At 42.9% G+C, this 26,436-nt stretch carries 23 protein-coding genes, 1 tRNA gene and 1 other RNA gene; 16 read left to right on the top strand and 9 right to left on the bottom strand.

Annotated features, from left to right (window positions below; genetic code table 11):
• Complete coding sequence (locus tag AC5JP1_RS08125; RefSeq protein ID WP_493843748.1) at positions 1 to 630, top strand: hypothetical protein; 630 nt, start codon at positions 1 to 3, stop codon at positions 628 to 630.
• Positions 631 to 773: 143 nt separating this feature from the next.
• Here the strand turns inward: AC5JP1_RS08125 and AC5JP1_RS08120 are convergent, their stop codons facing one another.
• On the bottom strand, positions 774 to 1,523 hold the full coding sequence (locus AC5JP1_RS08120; protein ID WP_493843747.1) for a YidX family protein: 750 nt from the start codon (positions 1,521 to 1,523) through the stop codon (positions 774 to 776).
• Positions 1,524 to 1,668: 145 nt separating this feature from the next.
• Positions 1,669 to 2,136, bottom strand: a complete 468-nt coding sequence (locus tag AC5JP1_RS08115) for an Lrp/AsnC family transcriptional regulator (RefSeq protein WP_493843746.1) — start codon at positions 2,134 to 2,136, stop codon at positions 1,669 to 1,671.
• Between the two features lie 240 nt (positions 2,137 to 2,376).
• Here AC5JP1_RS08115 and rarD point away from each other — a divergent pair, with 240 nt between their 5' ends.
• On the top strand, positions 2,377 to 3,399 hold the full coding sequence (gene rarD / locus AC5JP1_RS08110) for an EamA family transporter RarD (protein WP_493843745.1): 1,023 nt from the start codon (positions 2,377 to 2,379) through the stop codon (positions 3,397 to 3,399).
• Positions 3,400 to 3,512: 113 nt separating this feature from the next.
• Here the strand turns inward: rarD and smpB are convergent, their stop codons facing one another.
• Positions 3,513 to 3,989, bottom strand: a complete 477-nt coding sequence (smpB, locus tag AC5JP1_RS08105) for an SsrA-binding protein SmpB (RefSeq protein WP_057758370.1) — start codon at positions 3,987 to 3,989, stop codon at positions 3,513 to 3,515.
• 251 nt (positions 3,990 to 4,240) lie between these two features.
• On the opposite strand from smpB, the gene coaD reads away from it, so the two are divergent.
• From coaD to recO, 12 genes are all read left to right on the top strand, one after another.
• A complete protein-coding gene (coaD, locus tag AC5JP1_RS08100) occupies positions 4,241 to 4,759 on the top strand; it encodes a pantetheine-phosphate adenylyltransferase (protein WP_319051912.1) in 519 nt (172 codons plus the stop codon).
• A 94-nt stretch (positions 4,760 to 4,853) separates the two neighbouring features.
• Positions 4,854 to 5,102, top strand: a complete 249-nt coding sequence (locus AC5JP1_RS08095) for a YfhL family 4Fe-4S dicluster ferredoxin (RefSeq protein WP_045453660.1) — start codon at positions 4,854 to 4,856, stop codon at positions 5,100 to 5,102.
• A gap of 61 nt (positions 5,103 to 5,163) precedes the next feature.
• Positions 5,164 to 6,498, top strand: a complete 1,335-nt coding sequence (bioA, locus tag AC5JP1_RS08090) for an adenosylmethionine--8-amino-7-oxononanoate transaminase (RefSeq protein WP_493844454.1) — start codon at positions 5,164 to 5,166, stop codon at positions 6,496 to 6,498.
• The gene (bioD, locus tag AC5JP1_RS08085; RefSeq protein ID WP_493843744.1) at positions 6,495 to 7,208 is read left to right on the top strand and encodes a dethiobiotin synthase; all 714 of its coding nucleotides are present in this window, start codon (positions 6,495 to 6,497) and stop codon (positions 7,206 to 7,208) included. Before bioA ends, bioD begins: the two co-directional genes overlap by 4 nt.
• A 74-nt stretch (positions 7,209 to 7,282) precedes the next feature.
• Positions 7,283 to 7,649, top strand: an RNA gene (gene rnpB, locus AC5JP1_RS08080) — RNase P RNA component class A.
• A 121-nt stretch (positions 7,650 to 7,770) separates the two neighbouring features.
• Positions 7,771 to 7,847: transfer RNA gene (locus AC5JP1_RS08075), tRNA-Met, on the top strand.
• A gap of 387 nt (positions 7,848 to 8,234) precedes the next feature.
• Positions 8,235 to 10,034, top strand: coding sequence for a translation elongation factor 4 (gene lepA / locus AC5JP1_RS08070; RefSeq protein ID WP_319051907.1), 1,800 nt, complete (start codon positions 8,235 to 8,237; stop codon positions 10,032 to 10,034).
• A 102-nt stretch (positions 10,035 to 10,136) separates the two neighbouring features.
• A complete protein-coding gene (gene lepB, locus AC5JP1_RS08065; RefSeq protein ID WP_493843743.1) occupies positions 10,137 to 11,039 on the top strand; it encodes a signal peptidase I in 903 nt (300 codons plus the stop codon).
• Between the two features lie 126 nt (positions 11,040 to 11,165).
• The gene (locus tag AC5JP1_RS08060; protein ID WP_319051905.1) at positions 11,166 to 11,558 is read left to right on the top strand and encodes a DUF4845 domain-containing protein; all 393 of its coding nucleotides are present in this window, start codon (positions 11,166 to 11,168) and stop codon (positions 11,556 to 11,558) included.
• 103 nt (positions 11,559 to 11,661) lie between these two features.
• Positions 11,662 to 12,459 carry a ribonuclease III gene (gene rnc, locus AC5JP1_RS08055; protein ID WP_319051904.1) on the top strand — a complete coding sequence of 266 codons (798 nt, stop codon included), beginning with the start codon at positions 11,662 to 11,664 and terminating at the stop codon, positions 12,457 to 12,459.
• A 351-nt stretch (positions 12,460 to 12,810) separates the two neighbouring features.
• Complete coding sequence (gene era / locus AC5JP1_RS08050; protein ID WP_493844453.1) at positions 12,811 to 13,776, top strand: GTPase Era; 966 nt, start codon at positions 12,811 to 12,813, stop codon at positions 13,774 to 13,776.
• A gap of 60 nt (positions 13,777 to 13,836) precedes the next feature.
• Entirely contained in the window at positions 13,837 to 14,613 is a 777-nt protein-coding gene (gene recO / locus AC5JP1_RS08045; RefSeq protein ID WP_493843742.1) for a DNA repair protein RecO, read from the top strand.
• 46 nt (positions 14,614 to 14,659) lie between these two features.
• Here the strand turns inward: recO and AC5JP1_RS08040 are convergent, their stop codons facing one another.
• Positions 14,660 to 15,214: a pilus assembly FimT family protein gene (locus tag AC5JP1_RS08040; protein WP_493843741.1), complete on the bottom strand. Its 555-nt coding sequence runs from the start codon at positions 15,212 to 15,214 to the stop codon at positions 14,660 to 14,662.
• A gap of 586 nt (positions 15,215 to 15,800) precedes the next feature.
• On the opposite strand from AC5JP1_RS08040, the gene AC5JP1_RS08035 reads away from it, so the two are divergent.
• On the top strand, positions 15,801 to 16,985 hold the full coding sequence (locus tag AC5JP1_RS08035; protein WP_493843740.1) for an OmpA family protein: 1,185 nt from the start codon (positions 15,801 to 15,803) through the stop codon (positions 16,983 to 16,985).
• 343 nt (positions 16,986 to 17,328) lie between these two features.
• Positions 17,329 to 19,179, top strand: coding sequence for a translational GTPase TypA (typA, locus tag AC5JP1_RS08030; protein ID WP_319051900.1), 1,851 nt, complete (start codon positions 17,329 to 17,331; stop codon positions 19,177 to 19,179).
• Between the two features lie 150 nt (positions 19,180 to 19,329).
• Here the strand turns inward: typA and AC5JP1_RS08025 are convergent, their stop codons facing one another.
• The 5 genes from AC5JP1_RS08025 to AC5JP1_RS08005 form a co-directional block, all read right to left on the bottom strand.
• On the bottom strand, positions 19,330 to 19,770 hold the full coding sequence (locus tag AC5JP1_RS08025; protein ID WP_319051899.1) for a hypothetical protein: 441 nt from the start codon (positions 19,768 to 19,770) through the stop codon (positions 19,330 to 19,332).
• A gap of 282 nt (positions 19,771 to 20,052) precedes the next feature.
• Complete coding sequence (gene mutM, locus AC5JP1_RS08020) at positions 20,053 to 20,991, bottom strand: bifunctional DNA-formamidopyrimidine glycosylase/DNA-(apurinic or apyrimidinic site) lyase (RefSeq protein WP_493843739.1); 939 nt, start codon at positions 20,989 to 20,991, stop codon at positions 20,053 to 20,055.
• Between the two features lie 56 nt (positions 20,992 to 21,047).
• Positions 21,048 to 23,582 (bottom strand): RelA/SpoT family protein, encoded by a 2,535-nt coding sequence (locus AC5JP1_RS08015; protein ID WP_493843738.1) that lies wholly within the window; start codon positions 23,580 to 23,582, stop codon positions 21,048 to 21,050.
• 379 nt (positions 23,583 to 23,961) lie between these two features.
• Entirely contained in the window at positions 23,962 to 25,533 is a 1,572-nt protein-coding gene (rlmD, locus tag AC5JP1_RS08010) for a 23S rRNA (uracil(1939)-C(5))-methyltransferase RlmD (RefSeq protein WP_493843737.1), read from the bottom strand.
• Positions 25,534 to 25,594: 61 nt separating this feature from the next.
• Positions 25,595 to 26,419, bottom strand: a complete 825-nt coding sequence (locus AC5JP1_RS08005; RefSeq protein WP_493843736.1) for a 3'-5' exonuclease — start codon at positions 26,417 to 26,419, stop codon at positions 25,595 to 25,597.
• Positions 26,420 to 26,436: the final 17 nt, after the last annotated feature.

Here is a 26,436-nt window from a genome sequence, read left to right as displayed (position 1 = left end):
ATGAATACTGATACTCAATCCGTAGACCAAACGGTATCCGCGATGGCAGAAGTGCTGGCAAAATACTTACATCCTGAGGAAGTACGACTGCTGAAGACGCAATGGCTACGGTATCCGGCGGTCTCTGTCAAGATGATGCAACAGTGCGTGTTGGACGCAACCCGGCGCTATCCTGAGCTACAAGCGCACAAATCTGAGATTCGTAAAGGCTTTTGGGATACGCTGCAAGCGAGCAATGAGCAGGCTATAGAGACCGACAGTCATCAAGAGACCATCGATACCCCAGTACCATTGCCTCTCTCTGAGCTGGTATTGGCGTTTTATACGGTGATGGAGACGCTTCGCAGTCAACTATCGACCATCGACAGTCGTAACTTTTTTTTGACCATGCACCAAACTGTTTCGCAAGAACGCACCTTCAAAGGGCATAGCCTTAACATCAGTCAATTTTTGGAAGGCAATCGTCCTTCTGTACCTGATAATGAGCACCTGTTGAACAATTTGATTCAGCTTGCTTATGTTTGCTTGTGCGACGTTGCAGGCCCTGTCGAAGCAGATGAGATGATGTTTCGAGCAGCGGAAACAGCGAAACAGAGCTATCCGAAAACATTGGTCGAAAAGTTATTCTAAAATGTTGAGTAGGCACGTTACGGTTGAGTATGGAATACCTTTCGATAACGTGCCTTATATAATATGCTTTTTATAACGTGGCTTATATAGCTTGGCTTGGAAATTGATATTAGAAAATGGACTGTCTAATAGTTGTTAACTATCTACTCTAACAGTTGAAGCGGGAAGGTAATCACATCAAAAGCGAGTGCAAAGGGTAGCAATACCAGCTTTTGTACGCCGTTTGGTCCGCTACGGGTGACCATATCTTGCTGAGTCTGTGTATAGAAGCTTACGGTATAAGGTTTGGTCAAGGCGCGATACTTTGACTGAATGAGCCCCAAATTGCTAACTTGCGGATAGATAGCTCCTTTCACAGGCACGCTGAAGCAAAAGCGCTGAGCATTGATACGTTGATCGCTCGCTGAGGTGCATTCTTTACCATTGTTTTGCAAAAAGAACTGATAATCCGCGCGCCCAAACTCATCTTTTAGTTTGGCATAAGACAGTTTCATTTCCCCTTGAAAATAGCCATCGTTATTGGGCACATAAAAGCTCATGTCATTATCAACTTGAATGTTTTTTTGTGTCAGATTACTCAGTAAGTTCACCATCTCAGTCCCCCCTTGGGTGAGTACGTAACTGTTCTTCTCACCCACGATAACCATCGTGGCGTTTGGCATTTTGGGTAATGCCTGCGCTGGGCGACCAAAGGCTATGATTTGATCTTCAGAGAGTATCTGTTTTTCTGTATTAGTCGTGACATACTTGCCACTGTCAAACAATGAGCTGGTAGCGCAGCCTGAGCTGGCTAGTACCATAGCGAACAAAGCCCCTGTTAGCATTGCTTTTGGGCGCAGTGATTTTTGTGTGGCATGCACATCTGTGCCAGTAGAGTTTGTGTCGTTAGTCATGAGTAGGCGCCCTTGTCTATAGAATGAACCATCGATATTTTACTGCTTATCTAACTTTTATTATATCGTACAGGGATTAGCGACTACTTATCTACTTGTCACCAGAATTTATAAAAATACCGTTGCGTTAGAGAGATAGGGGTTATCAGTCCAACGTGATTTTGGTTCCACTCTTGGTAAAGTTCATCACAAATTGGCTTTTAAAATTACGGACATTATTTTCGTACGTTAGTAAATTTCGGGTGAATTGATGATAGTCGCTCATATTTTTGGCATTGACCATCAACATAAAATCAAAATCGCCCGATACTTCATAACAGCTCATGATACGTGATTGTGCGTCCATCAAGCGCTCAAACCGATGCTGCATTGAAGTGTTAGAGCGCTCCATTTCTATCATGACCACCGCCGTCAGACCGTAGCCAACTTTGTCAGGATTGACGATGGCGACTTGTTTGGTAATCACATCATGATCTATGAGCGCTTGTATACGCCGCTGAGCCGTTGCAATAGACACATGTACTCGTTCTGCCACTGTTTTGAGCGGTAATGTCGCGTCATCTTGCAGCAAGTTCAAAATAGCTTTATCAGTATTATCTAAAATATGACTCATCTCAGGACATCCTTGGCAGTAGAAAATTTAGTGATTTTATAAAAATTATCACTAAAAATACTAATATAAGAAAATAATTATTTTTATATTAGTAATATGGTAATTTTATTCATTAATGTATTTATATAGAGATAATATATCAAAGTACTTAAGTAAAATAGACCATATCAATCAGAGCTACTCAAAAATGAGAGCAAGCGGTTGGGTCTTTACTGTCTATTAATATCTACGGTGCTTATCATGTCTATCTCAATGCTCTCCAATGTATTCGCTAATACGCTAGCAACGACTGCTGCACGTTTGCCACTATCTGCGATTTGGACGACAGGTAGCGCACAACAACGCACTCTGATATTAGGGGTGTCTTTTGCCATATTATCCAATGTGCTATTTGGCGTTCTCTATGCGTATAGCAGCTTTTTGTCGCCATTATCAGGGACGCAAGTTTTCATCTGGCGCATGCTCGCGATGTGGGTAGCGTTGGTCGGATACTTAATAGTGAGTGGACGTCTAGGATTGCACGTTGATAAATTGAAAGTGCTCAAAGGCGCTAAGCAATGGGCTTGGTTGCTACTGCCTACACCGATATTTCTGAGCCAGTTTTGGTTGTTTATGTGGGCGCCAGTCAATGGACAAGGTGTACAAACCGCGATGGGATACTTCTTATTCCCACTGATGATGGTGGTGTTTGGTTGCGTGCTTTTTGGCGAAAAACTCAGTCGTTTGCAATGGCTGGCAGTAGCCTTTGCTGCATTGGGTGTGGGTAGCGAAGTTATCCGCACCCAGAGTGTTTCTTGGGCGACGCTATGGGTGTGTGGTACGTATCCTATTTATTACATTTTACGCCGCATGCAAGGAATCGGTGCTGTAACGGGATTATTGGTTGATTTGACGATATCTGCGCCCTTTGCTTTGGCTTACTTATTCTTTTTTGCCCCAAACAATGTAGTGATGGTTAGCGGCTCTGGTTTCTTTATCATGATGCTTATAGGATTGGGTGTGCTCAGCGTCTTGGCGATGAAGACCAATATTGATGCCAGTCAAATGCTACCCGTTAATGTTTACGGCATGATGAGCTATCTAGAGCCTGCATTGCTATTTATTTTGGCAGTGACCGTGCTGGGTAATCCTTTTGAGTCAGCGATGATCTATAGCTATGGTCTGATTTGGTTGGGTATTGCCTGTCTGATTGCTCATGGTGTTAGGCAATTGTGTCAGGCTAATAGAAAGACAGCGTTGTCTTTAGAAGAGCAAATGGCATAAAAAATCACTGGATAGATGTTATAAAGGTGACTATTTCAAAAATGTGATAGACAACAAAAAAGGACGGCTCAGTAAATATTGAGTCGTCCTTTTTTATATAGATTAAATAACGCTTAATCTAAATGCTGTTTGAAACCGCGCTGTTTATCACGTTCCCAGTCACGATCTTTTAGTGTCTTACGCTTGTCATGCTGCTTTTTACCCAATGCTAGACCAATTTGGCATTTCACCAGTGAGTTTTTCCAGTAACAAGACAGCGGTACGCAAGCATAGCCTTTTTGATTGATTGCCCCAGATAGCTTTTCAATCTCACGACGGTTCAGTAGCAGTTTACGGGTACGAATGCTGTCTGGACTAACGTGCGTTGAGCTCGATAGTAGTGGCTGAATGTGCGCACCGAACAGGAAGGCTTCATTATTGCGGAATATGACGTACGCTTCAGTAATCGTCATCTTCCCTGCACGAATGGCTTTTACTTCCCAACCTTGTAATGCCAGTCCTGCCTCAAAGGTTTCTTCGATAAAATACTCATGACGCGCCTTTTTATTGGCGCAAATCTGATTATCTGGCTTTTTTGATTTTTTTGACATAATTTCTCCATAAGGATGACCTAAGATACAGGCTCCTTATTTAATCAGTCCCACTAATTCCTCATCCTAATCCAATAACTAGTCTTGTTTTTTATTTCAATTATGAGATGGATGAGTCGAACTGCCTATTGTATCAAAGCCTCTGATGAAAAGGTAAATCAGCTGTTAGGACAAATGTAGCAGATAAGTATTAAGTTTGAGCAAAATTTGCTAGCATATGGCCTAATATCACCGATTATATCAGTCATGCTATGAGCCACTCTATTTCTCCCAATTCCTCAAAGCTACATACCAAAATTCTATACCCTGGTACCTTTGATCCGATTACCAACGGTCATGTAGATTTGGTCACACGCGCCGTTAAGCTATTTGATGAGGTCGTTATCGCGGTTGCCTCAGGCCATCATAAAAAACCCTTGTTCAATTTTGAAGAGCGCGTGGCTTTGGTCGAAACCGTATTTGCAGATTTACCGCAGGTATCTGTGATTGGCTTTGAAGGGTTGCTTGTCGATTTCATGCGCGAAAAGCACGCTACGGCAGTGTTGCGTGGATTACGGGCGATGTCAGATTTTGAGTACGAGTTTCAACTGGCAAATATGAACCGCGAGCTAGACGAAAACTTTGAGGCGGTATTTTTAACCCCATCTCAGAATTACTCGTTTATCTCATCTACTATGATTCGTGAAATTGCCAAGCTCGGCGGTGATGTTAATAAGTTTGTTCCGCCCTGTGTCTTGCAAGCTTTTGACAAAAAATTAAATATTGAATAGTAGATGCTGACTAAACGGTTTGCTGGTAGGACTTGCCAAAATGGCAAAGAGAGACCAGTTACGCGTGAAACGATTAAAATATAAGGAGCAGTTTATGGCACTATTAATCACTGATGAGTGCATCAACTGTGATGTGTGTGAGCCTGCTTGTCCCAATGAGGCCATCTCAGAAGGCGATGATATCTATGTCATCGACCCAGATTTATGCACAGAATGTGTCGGACATTTTGACGAGCCGCAGTGCGTGGTGATCTGTCCGGTTGACTGTATCCCTCATGATCCTGATCATGTCGAAACAGAGAGTGATTTGTTATCTAAATACAAACGTATTACGGGTCAATAAAACATTGATAAGCGATTGATGACGTTTGGATTTACAACGTTTTAGGGACAACACGATGACCATGGAAACAATAACCACGCAAACAACAACCATCAAACCCATCCAAGTAACAAATGGCTTCGATCAGCGACATCTTTGGCACCCATATGCCAGCCTGCCGCCCACCTATTCCAATATTGTTATCGATCGCGCTGAAGGTATTTATATCATCACTGAAGACGGCACGTGCCTCATTGATGGGATGTCGTCATGGTGGGCGAGCGTCCATGGCTATAATCATCCCAAGTTAAACGAGGCTCTGACCCAGCAGTTGAGCAAAATGGCGCATGTGATGTTTGGTGGGTTGACCCATCAGCCAGCGATCGATCTGGGCAAAAAACTGCTCGATATTGTACCTGCTGGACTTGATGCAATTTTTTATGCTGACAGTGGCAGTATTGCCGTGGAAGTGGCACTAAAAATGGCATTGCAATATCAAGTGGCCGCCAAGCGTTCATTAAAGCAGCAGTTTGCGTCAACCCATTCAGGCTATTACGGTGATACGTGGCACGCGATGAGTGTCTGTGATCCGGTCAATGGTATGCACAGCCTGTATGGTAAGCAGTTACCGATGCAGCATTTCGTTCCTGCGCCGCCGCTTGGCTTAGATCGCGCATTGACAGTAGATGAGCGTGAATCATTAGCTCAGTTTTTTAACGAATACGGCGCGCAGCTGGCGGGATTTATCATTGAGCCGATTATTCAGGGCGCAGGCGGAATGCGTTTTTATAGTCCTGAATATCTACAATTGCTGCGTCAACTGTGTGATGAGCATGATGTGCTCTTGATTGCCGATGAAATCGCCACTGGGTTTGGACGTAGTGGTAAATTATTTGCGTGTGAACATGCTTGCATCAGCCCTGATATCATGACCATTGGCAAGGCGCTGACGGGTGGCTATATGACTTTTGCTGCAACGCTATGTACCCGAAAAATTGCCGATACCATCCATAATAGTGACTATCCAGCCCTGATGCATGGCCCAACCTTTATGGGCAATCCTTTAGCTTGTGCAGTGGCATGTGCATCGATTGATTTGATCCTGTCTTATGATATCGAAGCGCGTACCGCAAACATGCAGACTATTATGGAACAGCAATTAGCGCCTGCCGCGTTATTAGAAGGTGTTGCTGAGGTTCGTTGTTTGAGCGCAGTTGCTGTGATTGAGTTGCATGACGCGGTCGATATGCCCATTTTTCAATCCTTATTGATTGATAATGGTATTTGGGTCAGACCGTTTGGTAAATTGGTGTACATCATGCCGCCTTATGTGATTACTGATGACGAGCTGACGACCTTATGCCAAGCACTCCTAAAAGTGGTGCGTACGTATTTAGAAAGCCGAGGTCAGCTATGAGCGTGCTATTTGTATCTGGCATTGATACCGATATCGGTAAAACTTATGCTACTGGATTGCTTGCCAAAGCGTTGATGCAGCAAGGTATCAATGTCATGACACAAAAACTGGTGCAAACAGGCATCAGTAAACAAGCAAATGGCGAACTAGGCATCGCAGATGATATCTTAAGCCACCGCAAGTTGATGAAGATTCCGCTGCAGCCTTGTGATTTAGATTTTACCACCTGTCCTTATCGCTACGAGAAACCTGCATCACCGCATCTGTCTGCTGCATTGGCAAACCAGCCCCTAGATATTCAGATGATTACTGAAGCCACCAAAGCATTGCAGAATGATTATGAAGTGGTATTATTAGAAGGAGCAGGCGGATTATTAGTTCCGATTACCACTGAATTATTGACCCTAGATTATATTGCGGAGCAAGACTATCCTATCGTCTTGGTCACCTCCGGTCGGTTAGGTAGTATCAATCATACGTTACTGAGCTTAGAAGCCATAAAATCGCGCGGATTAACGGTGCATAGTGTGATTTATAATCATATTCATGACGATGCTGAGCAAACGGATGCTGAGATTGCAAACAGTACCATTGATTTTTTGCAAAATTATTTAGCCAGACATTACCCCGAAGCGCACTGGCTACAGATACCATATCTAAAAGATAACTTGGTCGGTAATATTGAAACACTGCCAGAAAATTTTGTTTAGCCCATTTGTATTGTCCTCAAAAATAAATCCAAAAGATAGTCGCAGGCCCTCATAAGTTTGCTATACTAGCGCGCTTGGTAGACTAGGCGATCGCCGCTGCACACTGGCAACAGATGAGCAGGGGAGGAAAGTCCGGGCTACATAGGGCAGCGTGCCAGCTAACGGCTGGGCAGGGTAACTTGACGACCAGTGCAGCAGAGAGTAGACCGCCTTTAGTATCTTAGGGTATTATCGGTAAGGGTGAAAGGGTGCGGTAAGAGCGCACCGCGTGAATGGCAACATCTCACGGCATGGTAAACTCCACGCGTAGCAAGACCAAATAGGCATCGGCATGGCGCGGCCCGCGTTCGATGCGGGTAGGTTGCTTGAGCGTATTAGCGATGATACGCCTAGAGGAATGATCGTCCACGACAGAACCCGGCTTATCGGTTTACCAAACCTTTTTTATTGTTTGTGGTAGTAATCGTTGCAATTAATCTGAATTACATTCATTTTTTTGCAAAAAATGCCCATTAGGGGTTGACGGCAGTCAACAGCTTGGGCATAATGTGCAGCCTAAAACGGCGATGTAGCTCAGCTGGTTAGAGCGCATGACTCATAATCGTGAGGTCAAGAGTTCAAGTCTCTTCATCGCCACCATATATAGCAGTACTTGCAATATCAAAAAGCCAATCCTTCGAGATTGGTTTTTTTTTGCTTCAAATAATGTCTTGTCTCAAAAGTTTCTAGACGTCACTGCTTAGTTAAATATCCCTTGTCGATTGTCAGTCAATCTTAAACCATTGATAAATCGTCTCTCTACTACTAAAATCGCCTTACTTTGTGGTTGAAAACTGCTAGAATACTCTTTCATGCGTATGCATAAGAGTTAATGTGCTTGGCTTTGTATAGTAGGCGACGACATTAGTAAAATTGACTGGATTGAGACATCTAATTCTCAACGAAGCACAAGTATCTCCAATTGTACCTGACCGCATCTGTTCTTTAACTTTATTATTCTATCACCCTTAAATTAGTAGGCGCTTTGTGACTGCATTAGCCAATATTCGTAACTTTTCAATCATTGCCCACATTGATCATGGTAAGTCGACCCTTGCCGATCGTTTTATTCAGATGTGCGGTGCCTTGCAAGATCGAGAGATGCAGGCGCAGGTGCTCGACTCGATGGATATTGAGCGTGAGCGCGGTATTACCATCAAAGCACAGTCGGTAACGCTGTTTTATGATCACCCAAATGGTGAGCGCTATCAGCTGAACTTTATTGATACGCCCGGGCACGTTGACTTCTCATATGAAGTATCACGCTCACTCGCGGCTTGTGAAGGCGCGCTATTGGTCGTTGATGCGGCTCAGGGCGTAGAAGCACAGTCGGTTGCCAACTGCTACACAGCAGTAGACCAAGGTCTAGAAGTAATGGCAGTTCTCAACAAAATTGACTTGCCACAAGTAGAGCCTGAGCGTGTTATTCAAGAGATTGAAGATATCATCGGCATCGATGCAGTAGATGCACCGCGTGTCTCAGCGAAATCTGGTCTTGGTGTTGATAAATTGCTCGAAGCACTGGTTGAGTTTATTCCGGCACCGACTGGTGACAGAGAAGCTCCTCTGCAAGCGCTTATCATTGATTCATGGTTTGATAGCTATTTGGGCGTGGTATCGCTAGTACGCGTACGCCAAGGAACTGTGAGAAAGGGCGATAAGATTTATATCAAATCGACCGGCGATGCTCATCCCGTGAGTTCTATCGGTGTATTCACCCCTAAGCCTGTCGATACTGGTGTTTTAGAAGCAGGCGAAGTGGGCTTTATCATTGCGGGTATCAAAGACATCGCTGGCGCCCCAGTAGGCGATACGATTACGCATTCTAAAACGCCTGACGTCGATCGTATTCCAGGTTTCAAGCAGATTACCCCGCAAGTATATGCAGGGATGTTCCCAGTAGATTCTAGCGACTTTGAAAAGTTCCGTGAAGCACTACAGAAACTACAAATCAACGATGCGTCGTTGTTTTTTGAGCCGGATACCTCAGATGCATTAGGCTTTGGCTTTCGTTGTGGCTTCTTGGGTATGCTACACATGGAGATTATCCAAGAGCGTCTAGAACGCGAGTATAACTTGGATTTGATCACCACTGCACCGTCTGTTATCTATGAGATTGAAAAGAAAGGCGGCGAGGTTATCTATGTTGATAATCCATCAAGACTACCTGAGCCGAACAATATAGAAGAGTTCCGTGAGCCGATTGCGCGCTGTCAGATTCTAGTACCGCAAGATTACCTAGGTAATGTCATGACGCTATGTATCGAGCGCCGCGGTGTACAGGTCGATATGCGTTTTATGGGCAAGCAAGTTCAGATTATCTTTGATATTCCAATGGGCGAGGTGGTCATGGATTTCTTTGATCGTCTAAAGTCAGTCTCTCGCGGTTTTGCTTCACTAGACTATAATTTTGATCGTTACCAAGTGGATAAACTGGTCAAGGTTGACGTACTAATCAATGGCGACAAAGTTGACGCCTTGGCGATGATTGTCCATCAAGATCAAGCACGTTTCCGCGGTAACCAGCTCGTGACCAAGATGAAAGAGTTGATTCCGCGTCAGATGTTTGATGTGGCTATTCAGGCGGCTATCGGTAGTCAGATTATTGGCCGTAGTACCGTAAAAGCGATGCGTAAAGACGTACTGGCTAAGTGCTATGGTGGCGATGTATCACGTAAGAAGAAACTGCTGTCTAAGCAAAAAGCGGGTAAAAAACGTATGAAGCAAGTGGGTAACGTGGAGATTCCACAAGAAGCCTTCTTGGCTGTCCTGCAAGTAGATAGCTAAACACTAGCGTTATCTACTATAGTTTTGGTACATCACAGTTGAACGTCGTTGGTCTTATCGTCAAAGCAGCTATACAGGCAGCGTGTTAATAGGCAATTTGGTATGGATTTTGATTTTAATTTAATTTTAGTACCGTTAACTATAGGCTTAGGGATTGTATGGCTGTTGGATAAGCTTGCGCTCAAGCAACGTAAAACTCGCGGACGAGGTCAAGAAAGCCTCTTGGTACGCTGGGCTTATGATTTTTTCCCTGTACTGGCCGTGGTACTGGTTGTACGCTCGTTTTTGGTTGAGCCTTTTAATATTCCATCATCCTCTATGGTACCAACGTTGTATACAGGTGACTTCATTGCAGTCAACAAGTATGCGTATGGCGTCCGTTTGCCACTGACTTATAATAAAGTTGTGGATACAGGCGAGCCTGAGCATGGTGACGTGGTGGTATTTCGCTATCCTGAAAACCCAAGCATCTACTATATTAAACGCTTGATTGGTTTGCCTGGTGATACGGTCAGCTACAATCAGGGTACGATTTCTATCAATGATGTTCCTGTAGATACGACGCCTATCGATTTTGATGCAAATGCTGAATTGACGTCACAGCTCTATCTGCCAGGGCAGATGGGTCCGGGCCAAGTGCTCACTGAAGAGAGTGCGGCTGCAATGGGTCAGCAAGAAGAAGACGCAGCAACGTACTTTCAAGAAACGCAAGGTGACAACAAGCACTTAGTTCGCTATTTAGATGGTATGAACAGCGCCCAGTACGCGCCTTTTTTACAACAACAATCGCCAGAAGTGGTTGATTCGGAAGGCACAGAGTGGCGTATCGAAGTACCAGAAGGTCAGTATTTTGTGATGGGTGATAATCGCGATCGTAGTGCGGATGGTCGATTTTGGGGGTTTGTTCCTGATGAAAACCTAGCAGGCAAAGCTGTCTACATATGGATGCATAAACCACCTGGACTAAATTTACCGACCTTTGAGCGTAATGGTACTATTGATTAACATTGTGAGTGCTCTATTGGTTGATTTATAGATAATAGTTTTATGCTAATATCGTTGCTATCCAATCGATGACTGTCTGATAAGTAGCCATCAAAAACAGTTATTTACCCATAGAGGAATATCATAATGCAGCAGTTATCTGGTTTGACCACGCAGCGCGGTGCTAGTGTGACCAATATCGTTCTCATTATTATGGTGCTAGGTATTTCTCTGAAGCTTATGGTAGCTATCCTACCTGCTCAAATTGGTGACTATCAGTTAACAAAGCTTTTGAGCGCAGAGCTAAAAGTAGCCAACAACAATAATGAAACAGCCAAGCAGTTCGTTGAGCGTGTGAACAAACAGCTGTCTATCAATGCTGATTATGATACCAAGGCAGAAGAAGTATTTACGTTCACCGACAAAAAAACAGGCCAGTTGGCTATTCATAAAAAATACGAAGTAACCAATAATTTTTTTAGTAATGTTGATATTGTCAATCGTTTCGAAGGCAACGTTGATATGGCTGAAGCAAAGTAAGCGGCAGCAATCCAGCACAGTACTTTTATACTCTTGATATTGCCCAACGTATACTTTTATTAAACTAAATCTGTAAAACAGAAGGGATAACCACAAGCCACGCATGAAACCAACTTCGCAACATTCCCAAGCGGTTCCTACTCCCAAAAAAAATAGCACGTCTGTCGACACGCTTGTTGTTAGCTCAGAATTTATTCAGCGGTTAGCGGTATTGACGCGTAAGTTAGGCTATGTTTTTAATGACTTGAGCCTCCCAAAGCTTGCATTGACACATCGCTCATTTGACAGCAAAAAAAACTACGAGCGTTTAGAGTTTTTAGGCGACGCGCTGTTGGGTATGATTGTGGGCGAAGCGCTATACCATCGTTATCCTAATCAGAATGAAGGACGTCTCACTCGTATGCGTGCAACGCTTGTACGCCAAGAGTCACTGGTTATCATTGCACAAAACTTGGAGTTGTCTAACCATCTAATATTAGGAGTAGGTGAGCGTAAAGGTGGTGGTCGCAATCGCGCCTCTATTCTGGCTGACGCAGTAGAGTCATTGATTGGTGCTATCTACTTAGACAGTCATGATATGGATATTACTAGAAACTGCGTGCTGTCATGGTATGGAGATTTGATCGATAACGTCAACGACCAAAAAGCACTAAAAGACGCCAAAAGCCGTTTGCAAGAGTGGCTACAGTCGAAGCAGTTTGATTTGCCAAACTATGAGCTAATGGAAACGCGCGGTAATGCTCCCCATCAAATCTTTGTAGTACGCTGTCACGTCAATATCAATAACTGTCCTGATATTACTGAATCTGGTGAGAGTCGCCGTATTGCTGAGCAAAAAGCAGCAGAGCTTATGATCAATCAGCTACATAAACTTCCAGGATCAGCCAAAAAGCGTCCTTAGTGAATGGCTATCGATATCCGCAAAAATATTTTAACTGTAGAGTGTCACTTTCAAGCGAGGATACCTTGAAAGGCACTGTTTAACGCCACCTTACCTATCAATCGTCTTAAAACTTTAAATATTACTGGCCGATAGCCAATAGCAACGATATAAGCAAGCTATTAAGCGATATCTGGCCAGATACAACCCCTATAGGAATACCTTATGAGCAATCGTACTGATTTGCCATCAAATGAAGAAAACAACACTAAAGACATGATCGAACATGCTGATACTGGTTTAGACCGAGACAATATCGAAATTACTGATGGCGATAGTGATAACGTAGAAGATGTCACAGTAGACAATGATATGGCGATCGAAGAGTTTTTTGCACCAAGTAATAATGCTCGCATGGCTGATGACTTCAGATCAGGTTATGTTGCGATCGTTGGACGTCCAAACGTAGGTAAATCAACGTTGATGAACCATCTGCTTGGTCAAAAGTTATCTATTACCTCACGTAAGCCACAAACGACTCGCCACCGTATTCATGGCATTTTATCGAACCATGAAATGCAAGCTGTGTTTGTTGATACGCCAGGTATTCATCGTAATGAGGTGCGTGCGATTAACGAGCGCATGAATAAAGCAGCAGTGTCTGCTTTGGTGGATGTTGATCTCGTATTATTTGTCGTTGACTCAGATCAATGGCGTGATGATGATTTGCTGACGTTGCAAAAACTTGGTGAAACCAATTTGACAGTCGTACTGGTGATTAATAAATCGGATACGCTAAAAGACAAAGGCAGTGTGTTACCGCTTATTGAAACCTTCAATGAAAGTTTCGATTTTGCTGATATTGTTCCAGTATCTGCGCTCAAAAACCAAAATTTAGATCGTTTACAGGAAGTCATTGCTTCACATCTGCCAATTGCCGCACCTATCTATGATACAGAGCAAATCACTGATCGCTCAGAGCGCTTTTTGGCTAGTGAAATCATCCGCGAAAAAATCATGCGTAGTGCAGGTGATGAAGTACCCTATGACTTGACTGTACAGATTGACGCTTTTAAAGATGAACCTGCGCATACTGATCCAAAGACAGGGCGTCCACGTAAAGCATGCACTTTTATTGATGCGACTATATTTGTTGAGCGCGGTGGTCAAAAAGCTATCGTCATTGGTGACAAAGGTCAACGTATTAAGCAAGTCGGTATGGATGCTCGTAAAGATATGGAGCAGCTGTTCGATAAGAAGATTATGCTGACATTATGGGTCAAAGTAAAACGTGGTTGGTCTGATGACGAACGTGCATTGACCAGCTTGGGCTATTGATAGCGATCAAAGGGTAGTGCGGTAGTGTTACCCATATATTAAATGCTGAGGTAATAAACGATGCGTAACGAAGCGTTAATTGGCTATTTATTACATCAGCGACCTTACCAAGAAAAGCGTGCGTTGTATTATCTTTTTTCTCAGCAGCATGGTGTGATTCATGGTATTGGGAAAAAAGGCGCACCGCTATTTATGCCTTTGCAACTTTTTGCAACGGGTAAACGCGATTTAAAGACATTCAGTCAAATTCATATCACCTCGCAAACGGTCACTCAAACAGATAGTGCATTAGAAGGTAGTTTTGCCAAGACTTCACAAGCAGTACCTTACGCCAATATCAATGGTCAACACCAATATGCAGCGTTATATCTTAATGAGATACTGTGGCGGCTGTTACCTACCGAAGATCCAATGCCTATTTTGTGGCAACATTATCAAACCAGTTTAGAGCGCCTCAAGCAGTCCTTGAGTGCTAATGAGCTACGCCTATGTTTGCGCCAATTTGAAAAGCATCTGTTTAATGAGCTTGGTTTTACGTTAACGCTAGCACATGACAATGTCGAAGATAATATTGAGCCTGATGGTGTTTATCGGTTTTTACCTGATGTAGGTCTACTGCCTATTGTACAAAGCAATACTGAATCTGAGCATTTGGAAAGTAGTACTAGCCAAACGGTTCTCAAAGGTGTGGATATTATTGAAATGGCACATCTTGGTATTGTTGAGACGACACTAAACAATTGGTCAAAGCTTCATCGGCATCTGATAGATCATTTACTTGACTATCAACCATTACAAAGTCGGCTACTATGGCAACAGCAGCAGCGTTATCAGTGAATTTATTCTTTCAAGTCATATAGTCAGCATGAGCTCTTTCGTCATGCTAGCAACCAGTAGGATGGTCTGCGTTAGGTTTGTATCTGACAATACCTGCTTGGTTGAATGATATCTGGTACATTGTCTGGTTGTAAGAAGAGGTGGGACAGTACTTGATATGTCCGAAGTGTCCTCGAGGTTTGCCGCTATCTCCCCAAAACTTAGTGTAGTGACGGTTGCTTGCTCTTAATTTTACCGTGCTGTATTTCAGGTTCAGAGACTGTTTGGTTATCAAAGTGTCTACGTTAGGATTAAAACGTTGGTTGTCGTTCTTATCTACAAACGCCAGAAGCGTTTTATCACCATTTTTATGACATCGTTTTTCGTTTTTAGACAAACAAACTATTATATCTTGTCTACTGATATAACTTTCAGCTTTAGCCAGAGATAGTGTGTTTTCCAGCTGGCTTTTAACACGGTTTGCTTCCATGCGTGTTAATTGTGTCAAAATACTTGGCGTCGCTATAGCAGTGACAATAGCCAGCACTGAAATAGTCACCATCAATTCAATTAGAGTGAAGCCTCGACTACTGCCTGATGATATCTTATGCCGCCATTTCATAACCTGCTATGTCCTATAGTATTCAGTTATTTTAACAAATGATCTAGCCTGTCCTATAGCTTCTACCAAACGCGATGCTTAGAGATTGTCGAGTGATGCAGTTGAATATCACAGTTAAAGTTAGTGTACAAAACGGGTACATTGGCAAATTTGCTTTATGCCTAGAACAATGTTGATTGTCCTAATATAAACAGAATATATATCTACTGTCAAAAAATGTTTCAATTAGTGAATTATCCATATTAAACATAGAGAAAAATTATAAATTGTAATAAAATATATTCAAACGATAGGTGTGGTCTTATCAATACCTACCGCGAACTCACATGCAATAGATAAAATTCGTAAGGTGTGTTAGTTCTGAGTAACTTAGGCAATGGATTGTGTTTTAGTTGCAACATCATCGTGTAATAATGTGTAGCTCGTTAACGAAAAACGTTGTAAACTGAATCGATAATCGCTAAGCTGCTTCTTAATTAGTTTTGCTCTGTAACTTAAATGTGTAAAAGATGTCTACTTTAAAGAAAACGTCTTGAGAATCGGTTTTGCTTAATGCATTACTAAAATTATCCTTTGGAGGAAGTCCATGAAACTGAATAAAATCGCTCTAGCACTGTTCGCTGTAACAGCTGCACCTTTAGCAGCTAATGCTGGTGTAACTATCAGCCCACTACTACTAGGTTATCACTACAGCGAAGGCGCTGATGATGATCAAGCAGAGTTACTAGAAAACTATGATGGTCAAGGTGATAGTTATTATAAAGAAGACGGTCTTTATACTGGTGCAGCACTGGGTATTGAACTGACCCCTTCTACTCAGTTCCAAGTAGAGTATGGTGTATCAGATACTGATGCGATCAGCCAAGATGGTTCTGATAACTTTGATGCAGAACAAGAAATGATCTCTGGTAACTTCTTGATCGGTACTGAAGAATTCACTGGTTACACTGATAGTGCACTTAAACCTTATGTACTAGTTGGTGCTGGTCAATCTAAGCTTGAGATTAAAGATTCTTCAGGTGATAAAGTTAGTGGTACTAAAGACACTATCGGTAACCTAGGTCTAGGTGCTATGTATCGTATCAACGATGCACTAAGCCTACGTGGTGAAGCTCGTGCGATTCACAACTTTGATAACAACTGGTGGGAAGGCATGGCTTTAGCCGGTCTAGAAGTTGTACTTGGTGGCCATTTAGCACCTACAGTAGCAGTACCACCAATGCAAGAGCCAATGGTTGATACTACTCCAGTAGTTGTTGTTGAAGCTGACCTTGATTCTGACGGTGATGGCGTACCTGATAGCATGGATGCATGCCCAGGCACTCCAATGAATGTAGTAGTTGATGAGCGTGGTTGCCCAGTACCAGTAGATATTACTGACGAGCTGAAAATGGAACTACGTGTATTCTTTGACAACGACAAATCGGCTATCAAAGCTCAATACCAGCCAGAAATCGCTAAAGTAGCAGAGAAGATGCGTGAGTATCCTAACTCTACAGCTCGTGTAGAAGGTCATGCTTCTAAAACTGGTCCTTCAGCACGTTACAACCAACGTCTATCTGAAGCTCGTGCCGTTGCTGTTAAATCTATGCTAACCAACGAATTCGGCATCGCTCCAAACCGTCTATCAACTGTTGGTTATGGTTATGACAACCCAATTGCATCAAACGACACTGAAGAAGGTCGTGCTATGAACCGTCGTGTTTATGCCATCATCACTGGTGACAAAACTATGACTGTTGAGCAAACTAAAGATATGGTTGTTCAATAAGTATTAGCTAATTAGCTGTATAGTTAAATATACGGTTACAAAAAAAGTCACCTAATGGGTGGCTTTTTTTTATTTGTGAATTGAGAAAAGTAAGTTATTTCATAAATTTATGAATCAATAATGTTATACTAGCCACCCAAACATTCTGTAAATTGACAGAATGTACATTAGCATAGCTATCTGTACGATGAATTTATCGGCATAGATATTTGATTATATTGAATTTCTTGATAGTACTTATATTGTGTTATCTAGATTTTAGTATCTATCTGATTGATGATAAGAGTTTATCCAGCGGCGCTTATTGCTACTGCATTTTTTTAAGACGACACGAGCATTTTATATGGCGAACGATATCAAACACCTGCGTAACATTGCAATTATTGCCCACGTTGACCACGGTAAAACAACTTTGGTTGATAAATTATTACATCAATCTGGTACTTTTGGTGATCGTGCAAACATCGCTGAACGTGCAATGGATTCAGGTGATATTGAGCAAGAACGTGGTATTACTATTTTGGCTAAAAACACAGCTATCCGCTGGACAGATCAGACTTCAGAAACTGAATACCGTATTAACATTGTTGATACCCCAGGTCACGCCGACTTTGGTGGTGAAGTTGAGCGTGTAATGTCAATGGTTGACTGCGTATTGCTAGTTGTTGATGCTGTTGATGGTCCAATGCCTCAGACTCGTTTTGTAACGCAAAAAGCATTTGAGCAAGGTCTAAAACCAATTGTTGTTATCAATAAAATTGACCGTCCTGGCTCACGCCCTGACTGGGTGATGGATCAAATCTTTGATTTATTTGATAACTTAGGTGCTAATGACGAACAGCTTGATTTCCCAGTTGTTTATGCGTCGGCATTGAATGGTATTGCAGGTCTAGAAGCAGATGATCTAGCTGATGACATGACCCCACTGTTCAAGACTATCGTTGATGTTGTACAGCCTCCACAAGTTGATGCTGATGCTCCGTTCCGTATGCAAATCTCAAGCCTTGATTACAACAGCTTTGTTGGTGTTATTGGTATTGGTCGTATCCAGCGTGGTAAAGTTAAACTCAACACGCCAGTGACTATTATCGATAAACATGGTAAGACACGTAATGGCCGTATCCTGAAAATTATGGGTTATCATGGTCTTGATCGTATCGATGTCGAAGATGCGCAGGCAGGTGACATCGTTTGTATTACTGGTATCGATGCACTAAATATTTCTGATACCATCTGTGATCCTAATAATGTTGAAGCACTACCACCATTAACGGTTGATCAACCTACAGTATCGATGAACTTCCAAGTAAACAACTCACCGTTTGCTGGTCGTGATGGTAAGTTTGTGACGTCACGTAATATTCGTGAGCGTCTTGAGCGTGAGTTGATTCACAACGTGGCATTGCGTGTAGAAGATACTGAGTCTCCTGATAAATTTAAGGTATCAGGTCGCGGTGAGCTTCATCTATCTGTACTTATCGAAAACATGCGCCGCGAAGGTTTCGAGATGGGTGTATCAGGTCCAGAAGTTATCGTAAAAGAAGTTGATGGTAAGCTACAAGAGCCGTACGAAAACGTTGTTTTCGATATTGAAGAAGAGCATCAAGGTTCTATCATGGAGCAGGTCGGTCTACGTAAAGGCGAGATGACCAATATGGAGCTTGATGGTAAAGGCCGTATGCGCATTGAAGCCACGATCCCAGCTCGCGGTTTGATTGGTTTCCGCTCTGAGTTTTTAACATTGACTTCAGGTAGCGGTATCATGACGTCAAGCTTCTCACATTACGGTCCACAAAAGATCGGTGATGTTGGTGGTCGCTCTAATGGCGTATTGGTTTCTATGGCAAACGGTACTTGCTTAGGTTTTGCACTATTTAACCTACAGAAACGTGGTAAGTTATTTGCTGAGCCACAGCTTGAAGTTTACGAAGGTATGATTGTTGGTCTTAACTCTCGTAACGATGATATGACAGTTAACCCAACGACTGCTAAACAGCTTACCAACGTACGTGCAAGTGGTACTGATGAAGCATTGACGTTGACGCCAGCCGTTAAATTCACTCTTGAGCAAGCGCTTGAGTTTATTCAAGACGACGAATTGGTTGAAGTAACGCCAAAAGCGGTACGTATCCGTAAGCGTTACTTAACTGAAAGTGAGCGTAAGCGTCACGGTCGTAGCAAGAAAGGTGCTTAATATTTTAGTATCTCTAAAATAAAGCAATAAAAAAGGCTAACGTTACGTTAGCCTTTTTTTGTGTCTGTTCATAAATTGTTTGTTCACAAGTTGACAGTTGTTAATCTACTCAAAAAACCGTCAAAAATAGTAGTCTATGGAATGACAGTTCTATGGAGTGACAACCACGTAATCGTTGGTATTAATCAGAATCTCTGATGGTTGATCAACGACGATACGTACAATATTATTATCAACAACCTGCGATTTATAGTAGTTGTCTTCGGCAACGGTACAGCCTAAACATCTTCCCATGGCATCCCAAGGCTCAACAAACAATTTTTGCTGCGCTTGGTCTGCATTACCCCCAATAAGTGAGAAGGGTAGACTAACGAGATACACTGCGGTACCAGCCACAGCATTAACGAGCTGTAATGGCTTGCCAACGACTGTATCAACTACCATTGTTTCGTATGAAGGACCAAAGTCAGTCTCGTCTATTTCTATGGCTGCAAAAGTAGGCTGCATACTAGCAACCATTAACCCTAAGGTAGCAACAACAGTAAAAAGATTTTGCTTAACTGTGCGTTGGGTTTTAGCTTTAACAGTCATGACGATATCCTAAGATTCATAATTAGTATGATTAATGGCTGCTGCTGTCTTCACACGAGAATAATGCGGCAACGATATACGGGTATAGTATTACAGAAAAATAAATAGCTTGCACTGTTTATGTAAGAGCTCCTTCTATTAAAGCAAGATGCACGTCAATAAGCAACAAGAATGCGCAGGATATTCTTACTGCAGTAAAACATATTGTGCTCAGTCAGAGCGACTTGGTAAGAGTGCTCGCTTGAGCTTAAGGCAAAATAAGGCGCAATGTACAGCAAGCGGTTATGCTAGTGGTTGACACTCTGGACAGTAAACGCTGGCTCTACCATTGAGTTTTATATTCTCTAATGTAGTGTCGCAATGTAGACAGTGCTCTCCTTGACGACCATAAACGTTTAAAGTTTGCTGAAAATAACCAGTCTGACCACTCGCTACTGTAAAATCCCGTAGCGTCGAACCCCCAAGCTCAATGGCCTTTTTTAAGATGTCTTTAATATGATCAACCAAAATATTAATCTGTTGGTATGAGATTTGGTTAGCAGGGGTAGCGGGATGAATACCTGATAGATAAAGGCTTTCGGTCGCATAAATATTACCAACACCTACCACTACCTTTTGTTCCATAATCACCGATTTAATGGCTCGAGTGATAGATTTTTGTTGTTTGGTCGATGAGGAACTGTCCGGTTTTGTGCTGAGGTTATCTTTACGACCAGAATCAGTACGTTGAATCAACGCGTACAAATAATCTGCAGTAAACGCTTTTGAGAGTGGTTCAGGACCTAAATGATCTAATAATTTAGCACCGTAATCTTTGTACCATAGTACTGAGCCAAAACGTCTAGGATCATAGTAATGTAGTTGAGACTTTGTATTGTCAGCATTGTTAAAAGTAATGATCAAATGGTCATGTTTGCGTTTATCAGTACCATGAGGATGCTGCTGCAAACTACCTGACATTCCTAAATGAACGAGCAACTGAAGTGGTGATGCTGTTTTGATGGAGGCAGATTTGTCATCAACTATGACAGGCAAAAAATTGAGAACGAGATATTTTGCTCGACGCTCCACGCTATCTAACGTGTGATTCACTACACTATCTAGGTCATCTGGCATTGCCCAGCGTAATTTGGGTTGGAACACTTTTATATCAGCTACCTGTTGTCCCAGTAGCGGTGCAAGGCTGGTTTTGGTCGTTTCTACTTCTGGCAATTCAGGCATAGTATTCTTATGACAACTCTATTGTTAAATAATCGATATATAGATAACGGTATGACTTAAGCGACAGCACGGCGAGCATGCAAAATACCATGTTGCTGCTCTAGCTTTGCTAGTAGCTTAGACAAATGTGCCAACCCTGAAACCTCGATATGAAACTTTAGAAAGGCAATATTGTCATCATTACTAAGGGTTTGAACTTGGCGAATATTGACATTTTCTTTGTCAATAATTTGCGTCAGATCACGTAATAAACCACGCCTGTCGTACGCTTCTACATGAATATCAACTGGTTGATAGCGACCTGATTGCACCTCCCAAGCTGCCTCGATTTTGCGTTCGGGGTCACGCTCAACCAGACGTGTATATTCAGGGCAACCGCGGTTATGAACACTCACGCCTCGTGATAACGTAATATATCCAGCGATTGGTTCGCCATGAACAGGATGACAGCAGCCTGCTAAGTTGACCTCAATATTATCTAGACCATCGATATGGATTTTGTAAGCATCAATCTTACCTGAGTCTCTATTATCCACATGAGAGGTAAAATTTTCTGACGGTATTTCAGGCTCTAGATGCAGCTGACGCGATATATGACTGGTAAGCTGATTAAGTCCAATATCACCTGTAACAAGACCCACAATAATATCATCGGTCGTATTAACGTGAAAATGCTGAATATAGTCATTTAAATCAATACTGTTAGGATGTACAGACAGACGCTCAAGCTCTTTGCTGAGCATCTGACGACCTATCTCTATATTTTTATCACGGTCTTGTTTATTGAACCACTGGCGTAGTTTTGAGCGCGCGCGGTTGGTATGAATATAACCTAGTGAGGCCACTAACCAGTCGCGGTTTGGCTCACGTGAAGACTTGGTGATAATCTCAACCTGCTCACCTGTTTTGAGTTGATAGGTCAGTGGTACATAGCGCTGATTGACTCGAGCGGCTTGGGCACTGTTGCCTACTTGAGTATGCACGTAGTAGGCAAAATCAAGAACAGTTGCACCTTTTGGTAGTTCGGTAATGTCGCCATCACGGCTAAAGATATAAATACGCTCAAGCTCGTCGAAATCAACGAGTTGTTCTTCTTCATCAAACTCTGTGTCATCTTCTTCGCTTGACAGTGTGGATGAGCGCGTTTGACTACGCGTTTCATTATTAATAGACAATAACTGACGTAGCGAGCTGATTCTTTGATTTAAGTAATTGTCCTTCTTGTTCTTCAGACCTTCTTTATAGTTGACATGCGCACACATGCCAAGCTCAGCCTCAAAATGCATTTCGTGCGTACGAATCTGTACTTCCAGTGATTTGTTCTCAGCAATGACGGCAGTATGTAGAGAGCGATAGCCATTTGACTTTGGATTGGTAATATAGTCATCAAACTGCTCAGGAATATAACGCCATAAGCCATGTACTAGACCCAAAACGTGATAGCAGTCAGAGGGATTAGTTACCAATACACGTAATGCGCGAATATCATAAAGCTGATCGAACGACAAACCCTTGAGTTTCATTTTGCGATAAATGGAATAGATGTGTTTGACACGTCCAGAGACCTCACCCTCAATACTTGCCTGTGCTAATGAGTCATTGAGCTTGTCTTGTACACGCTGGATGTAGGATTCGCGTTCGCTGCGTTTCTCTGACAGTAATTTGGCAATTTCTTTATATCTGTCAGGCGCAAGATAACGAAAAGCCAAGTCTTCAAGCTCCCATTTTAGCTGTGCAATACCCAAGCGATGTGCGAGCGGCGCATAAATAGTCATGACTTCGCGTGCAACACGGCTCTGACGCTCTTCATTAGAAAAGGTCAGCTCACGCATGGCAAAGGTACGCTCTGCCAGCTTAATAAGAACCACGCGCACGTCATTGGTGACAGAGATAAGCATGCTGTAAATGTTCGACAACTGATCACGTTGGTTGTTTACGAAGTGGTCTTCTAAGCGCTTGTTACTCTCAATAATCTCCGAAAGCTTACCCATGGCCAAAGTGTCTTTGACAAGGGTATGGACATCTGAGCCGAAGTTTTTCTCTACTTCAGCAAGACTAATGATCGACTTACGAGCACTACGGTACAGCATAGCTGCGACAAGCGCATCTTCATCCTGATAAAGATAGGTCAATATATCCGTCATGCCGATGCCAGTCACATAAGCCCCTGAACGCTCAGACTGACTGGTGTTCATATGATTGCGGATAAACTCACAGGCAGCACTAAGATGAGGCACTGATTCTTGTCCAATGCGTTTGGCAACATTATCTAGCCATGTTGGGACGTCGATATTGGCTTGATCTATATCAACTGGGTCGAGCTCTTCATTCGACTGCGCGTAGGTATTGTCTAATTGCTCGTCATCAAGCGTGGGATCACGACCATCATAAGTATGTGCAGCGGAGCGATCAAAAGTCGTATGTAGCTTATGAGTTGCCAGCTGGTATTTGATATCGAGGGGAATTTGGGCATAGCTATTGGCCGACTGATGAGAGCGTTGACTCGCCACCAGTTGCGCCGCTAGTGTTGCACTATCGGCCTGTGTGGTCTGTCCATCCACCAGTGGTAATCCTTCACGAATCTTTACCATAGCCGACTCCTCTTAGCTATTTTGAATTGATTATAACCTCATCTACTATGCACACACTCTGAATTGACGATTCATAAAGTGCCAGCTATAAACCAATACAACTGCTAAAAATGTTATTTTTAGCAGCTATAAAATGCGCGTAAAATATATAAAGCTATGAGCGTAGGTACTTCTCATACTTTGATCTAAAATATAAGAAGATTGTTTACTATTATCTCACTTTGAAATGACAAATCAAGCGAGCGTCTGTAATGACTATGGCTAATTGTATGAAGTAGCCGTTATTTCTTGATAAGAACTTATCCAAATTTTGTATCAGATTATGTCATCATCAAACGTCTACTTAATATGGCTTATTCATCATATGATAGGGCCTAAATTAAACGGCTACTTTTTCAAAGCGAGCGATAGATTCAACATGGCCTGTATGGCAGAACATGTCCATTACACCCGCGTGTGTTAGACGATAGCCTTGCTCTAGCAATGCCTTTGTATCACGAGCGAGCGTTGCTGGGTTACAAGAGACATAGACAATACGCTCCGCATTGAACTTTGGCAAATACTGCATAATCTCCCACGCACCAGAGCGCGGCGGGTCGATTAATAATGCATCAAAACCTTGATTGGCCCAAGGCTTGTCAGTGCAGTCTTGCGTCAAATCTTGACTATAAAATTCAGTGTTATTGATACCATTGCGGCGTGCGTTGTCAGCCGCACGTTCGGTCATGGCTTCGCTACCTTCGACCCCAACCACTGAACCTGTCTCCCCAACCAGACGCGCTAGGGGTAGACTAAAGTTGCCCAAACCGCTGAAGAGATCCAGCACTCGCTCGCCTGTTTTTAGGTCCAACAAGTCGCAAGCCAGCTTTGTCATTTGACGGTTTACAGATAGGTTAACTTGAGTAAAGTCAGTAGGGATAAACTCAAAGGTTAAGTCATATTCTGGCAGTTGATAATACAAGCGACCAAACTGCTCGCTTAAGTCGTCGGCATCGGTTAAAGCGATACGTTGAATGCTATCAGCACCTTTCGACTGCAGATATAGCTGCCAGTTACGCGCTGCAAAGAATACTTTTAGTTTATCTATATCCGCATCTGACAATGGTTCTAAGTTACGCACGATAAGGGCAACTGGCTGATTACCATCGGGCAGCTCAGGCAAATGCTCACCCATCGCAAGTTCAAGCTGAGCAATCTTGTCACGACTCTCTAATGTGCTGATTAAAGTCTTTAGGTTTTCAATCTCAAAGCCAATACGTGGGTCTAAGATATGACATTCATTTAACTCTGCCAAAAAGTTGCTTGAGCGCTCACGGAAGCCGACCAGTGCTGTTTCTTTTTTGACCACATAACGCACGCCTAGACGTGCTTTGGTACGGTAGCCAAGTCGGTCGCCAACGACAGGAGGTAGCCAGTTATCAGGAACTGCATTGGCTTGATGTACCAGCATCTCAGCAAGTACAGACTGCTTAAAGTTTATCTGACCGTCTGGCTGCCAATGTTGTAAGTTACAACCACCGCAAACCCCAAAATGCGGGCAAGGCGGTACTGCACGTTCAGGATTTGGATTGGCAGTAATACTAATTGCATCCCCTTCTTCAAAACTGGCACGGCTATTGGTTATTTTGACCAAAGCGCTTTCGCCCGGTAGTGCAAAGCTGACAAATATCTTTTTGCCGTGTTTGTCTTCAGCATGGCCATCATCAATACCAAAGCCATTACCATAGACAGCAACGCCTCGACCATCGTGTGATAAGCCGTCAATATTGAATGGAATCGGTTCTGCATCCTTTAGACGACGACGCGTTTTTGATGATGGTTTAGACTTTTTCTTACTAGGCGGAATAGCAATCTTCTGGGTATCGTTCGTTTGAGCTTCATTCGTTTGAATACCACTGTTTTGTGATGTCGCATCAGATGCTATAGGCGTTTTTGAATCGGTGGGTTGCATAAACCTGCCTTAATAATAAATAACTAGAAAAGGGGAGTGAGAGCTGCTGATCGTATTATTGCTATAATGTGGGTGCCGATGACCAATCAGCAATAAATTCTTGGTGCCGCGGACTACCATCTGCCTGGGTATACTGTGCTAGATAGTCGTAGCTCTGCTGTTGCCAAGCATCGAAGCCTGGTGAGGATAACTGTCCTGTAAGACGTAACCAGCGTAGATAGATAAGCCATGTGTTCATCACATCAGACTCACAGTAGATAGATAAGGTCTGCCAGTCACCACTCTCGACTAGAGCACCGACCATGCTACCATCAACGTCAGTCTTGCCTGGTAAGCCATATAAACTGGCGACGATATCCATAGCTTCGCGGCGACTGGCACCGTATTGACTAAATCTGTCCATCAAATCAAGGTGACGCGTGTGGAAGCGATTGACATAGTTATCAAAACGCATGTTTTTGATGCGTTCGCCTTCTTCAAACAGCCAGGGCGCTGATAGGTCGTATTGCATCGCACGATATATAAGTACAGGAATGTCAAAGCCCGAGCCATTCCAGCTGATGAGCTGTGGCAATGTCTCAACATCGCTAAACGCTCGAAAAAACTTAGCAAGTATGTCTTTTTCGCTAAACTTATCTGCAGTTAACGAAAACAACGATAACTTGCCGTCTTTGATATATAACGCTGAGATACAGACAATACGCTGTAGTGGCAAGCGCATAAAGTCATGCCCTGCCTCTTGCGTCCGGATTGCCGTCAGTGCGCTCAACGTATCTGCATCGTTGAGCTGCGCCAGCTGCGGATAGATACGACGCGCAGCATCAATATCGGCAACCGTCTCGATATCAAAGACGAGTATAGGGTCAGATGGTAGCGATTGTGACATGAATAATCCTAACTATT

The organism is Psychrobacter sp. H29 (assembly GCF_059073055.1).
The sequence above is the reverse complement of the archived record's forward strand: the minus strand, read 5'-3'. Positions and strand labels throughout refer to the sequence as shown.

What these genes read in the sequence shown, in the direction of transcription:
- smpB (WP_057758370.1), bottom strand. Translation starts at nt 3,989, where the DNA reads ATGTCAAAAAAATCAAAAAAGCCAGATAATCAGATTTGCGCCAATAAA.
- rnc (WP_319051904.1), top strand. Translation starts at nt 11,662, where the DNA reads ATGAAACCAACTTCGCAACATTCCCAAGCGGTTCCTACTCCCAAAAAA.
- bioD (WP_493843744.1), top strand. Translation starts at nt 6,495, where the DNA reads ATGAGCGTGCTATTTGTATCTGGCATTGATACCGATATCGGTAAAACT.
- AC5JP1_RS08015 (WP_493843738.1), bottom strand. Translation starts at nt 23,582, where the DNA reads ATGGTAAAGATTCGTGAAGGATTACCACTGGTGGATGGACAGACCACA.
- AC5JP1_RS08035 (WP_493843740.1), top strand. Translation starts at nt 15,801, where the DNA reads ATGAAACTGAATAAAATCGCTCTAGCACTGTTCGCTGTAACAGCTGCA.
- bioA (WP_493844454.1), top strand. Translation starts at nt 5,164, where the DNA reads ATGGAAACAATAACCACGCAAACAACAACCATCAAACCCATCCAAGTA.
- AC5JP1_RS08120 (WP_493843747.1), bottom strand. Translation starts at nt 1,523, where the DNA reads ATGACTAACGACACAAACTCTACTGGCACAGATGTGCATGCCACACAA.
- AC5JP1_RS08095 (WP_045453660.1), top strand. Translation starts at nt 4,854, where the DNA reads ATGGCACTATTAATCACTGATGAGTGCATCAACTGTGATGTGTGTGAG.
- coaD (WP_319051912.1), top strand. Translation starts at nt 4,241, where the DNA reads ATGAGCCACTCTATTTCTCCCAATTCCTCAAAGCTACATACCAAAATT.
- mutM (WP_493843739.1), bottom strand. Translation starts at nt 20,991, where the DNA reads ATGCCTGAATTGCCAGAAGTAGAAACGACCAAAACCAGCCTTGCACCG.
- AC5JP1_RS08040 (WP_493843741.1), bottom strand. Translation starts at nt 15,214, where the DNA reads ATGAAATGGCGGCATAAGATATCATCAGGCAGTAGTCGAGGCTTCACT.
- AC5JP1_RS08125 (WP_493843748.1), top strand. Translation starts at nt 1, where the DNA reads ATGAATACTGATACTCAATCCGTAGACCAAACGGTATCCGCGATGGCA.
- rlmD (WP_493843737.1), bottom strand. Translation starts at nt 25,533, where the DNA reads ATGCAACCCACCGATTCAAAAACGCCTATAGCATCTGATGCGACATCA.
- AC5JP1_RS08060 (WP_319051905.1), top strand. Translation starts at nt 11,166, where the DNA reads ATGCAGCAGTTATCTGGTTTGACCACGCAGCGCGGTGCTAGTGTGACC.
- typA (WP_319051900.1), top strand. Translation starts at nt 17,329, where the DNA reads ATGGCGAACGATATCAAACACCTGCGTAACATTGCAATTATTGCCCAC.
- rarD (WP_493843745.1), top strand. Translation starts at nt 2,377, where the DNA reads ATGTCTATCTCAATGCTCTCCAATGTATTCGCTAATACGCTAGCAACG.
- era (WP_493844453.1), top strand. Translation starts at nt 12,811, where the DNA reads ATGGCGATCGAAGAGTTTTTTGCACCAAGTAATAATGCTCGCATGGCT.
- AC5JP1_RS08115 (WP_493843746.1), bottom strand. Translation starts at nt 2,136, where the DNA reads ATGAGTCATATTTTAGATAATACTGATAAAGCTATTTTGAACTTGCTG.
- recO (WP_493843742.1), top strand. Translation starts at nt 13,837, where the DNA reads ATGCGTAACGAAGCGTTAATTGGCTATTTATTACATCAGCGACCTTAC.
- AC5JP1_RS08025 (WP_319051899.1), bottom strand. Translation starts at nt 19,770, where the DNA reads ATGACTGTTAAAGCTAAAACCCAACGCACAGTTAAGCAAAATCTTTTT.
- lepB (WP_493843743.1), top strand. Translation starts at nt 10,137, where the DNA reads ATGGATTTTGATTTTAATTTAATTTTAGTACCGTTAACTATAGGCTTA.
- AC5JP1_RS08005 (WP_493843736.1), bottom strand. Translation starts at nt 26,419, where the DNA reads ATGTCACAATCGCTACCATCTGACCCTATACTCGTCTTTGATATCGAG.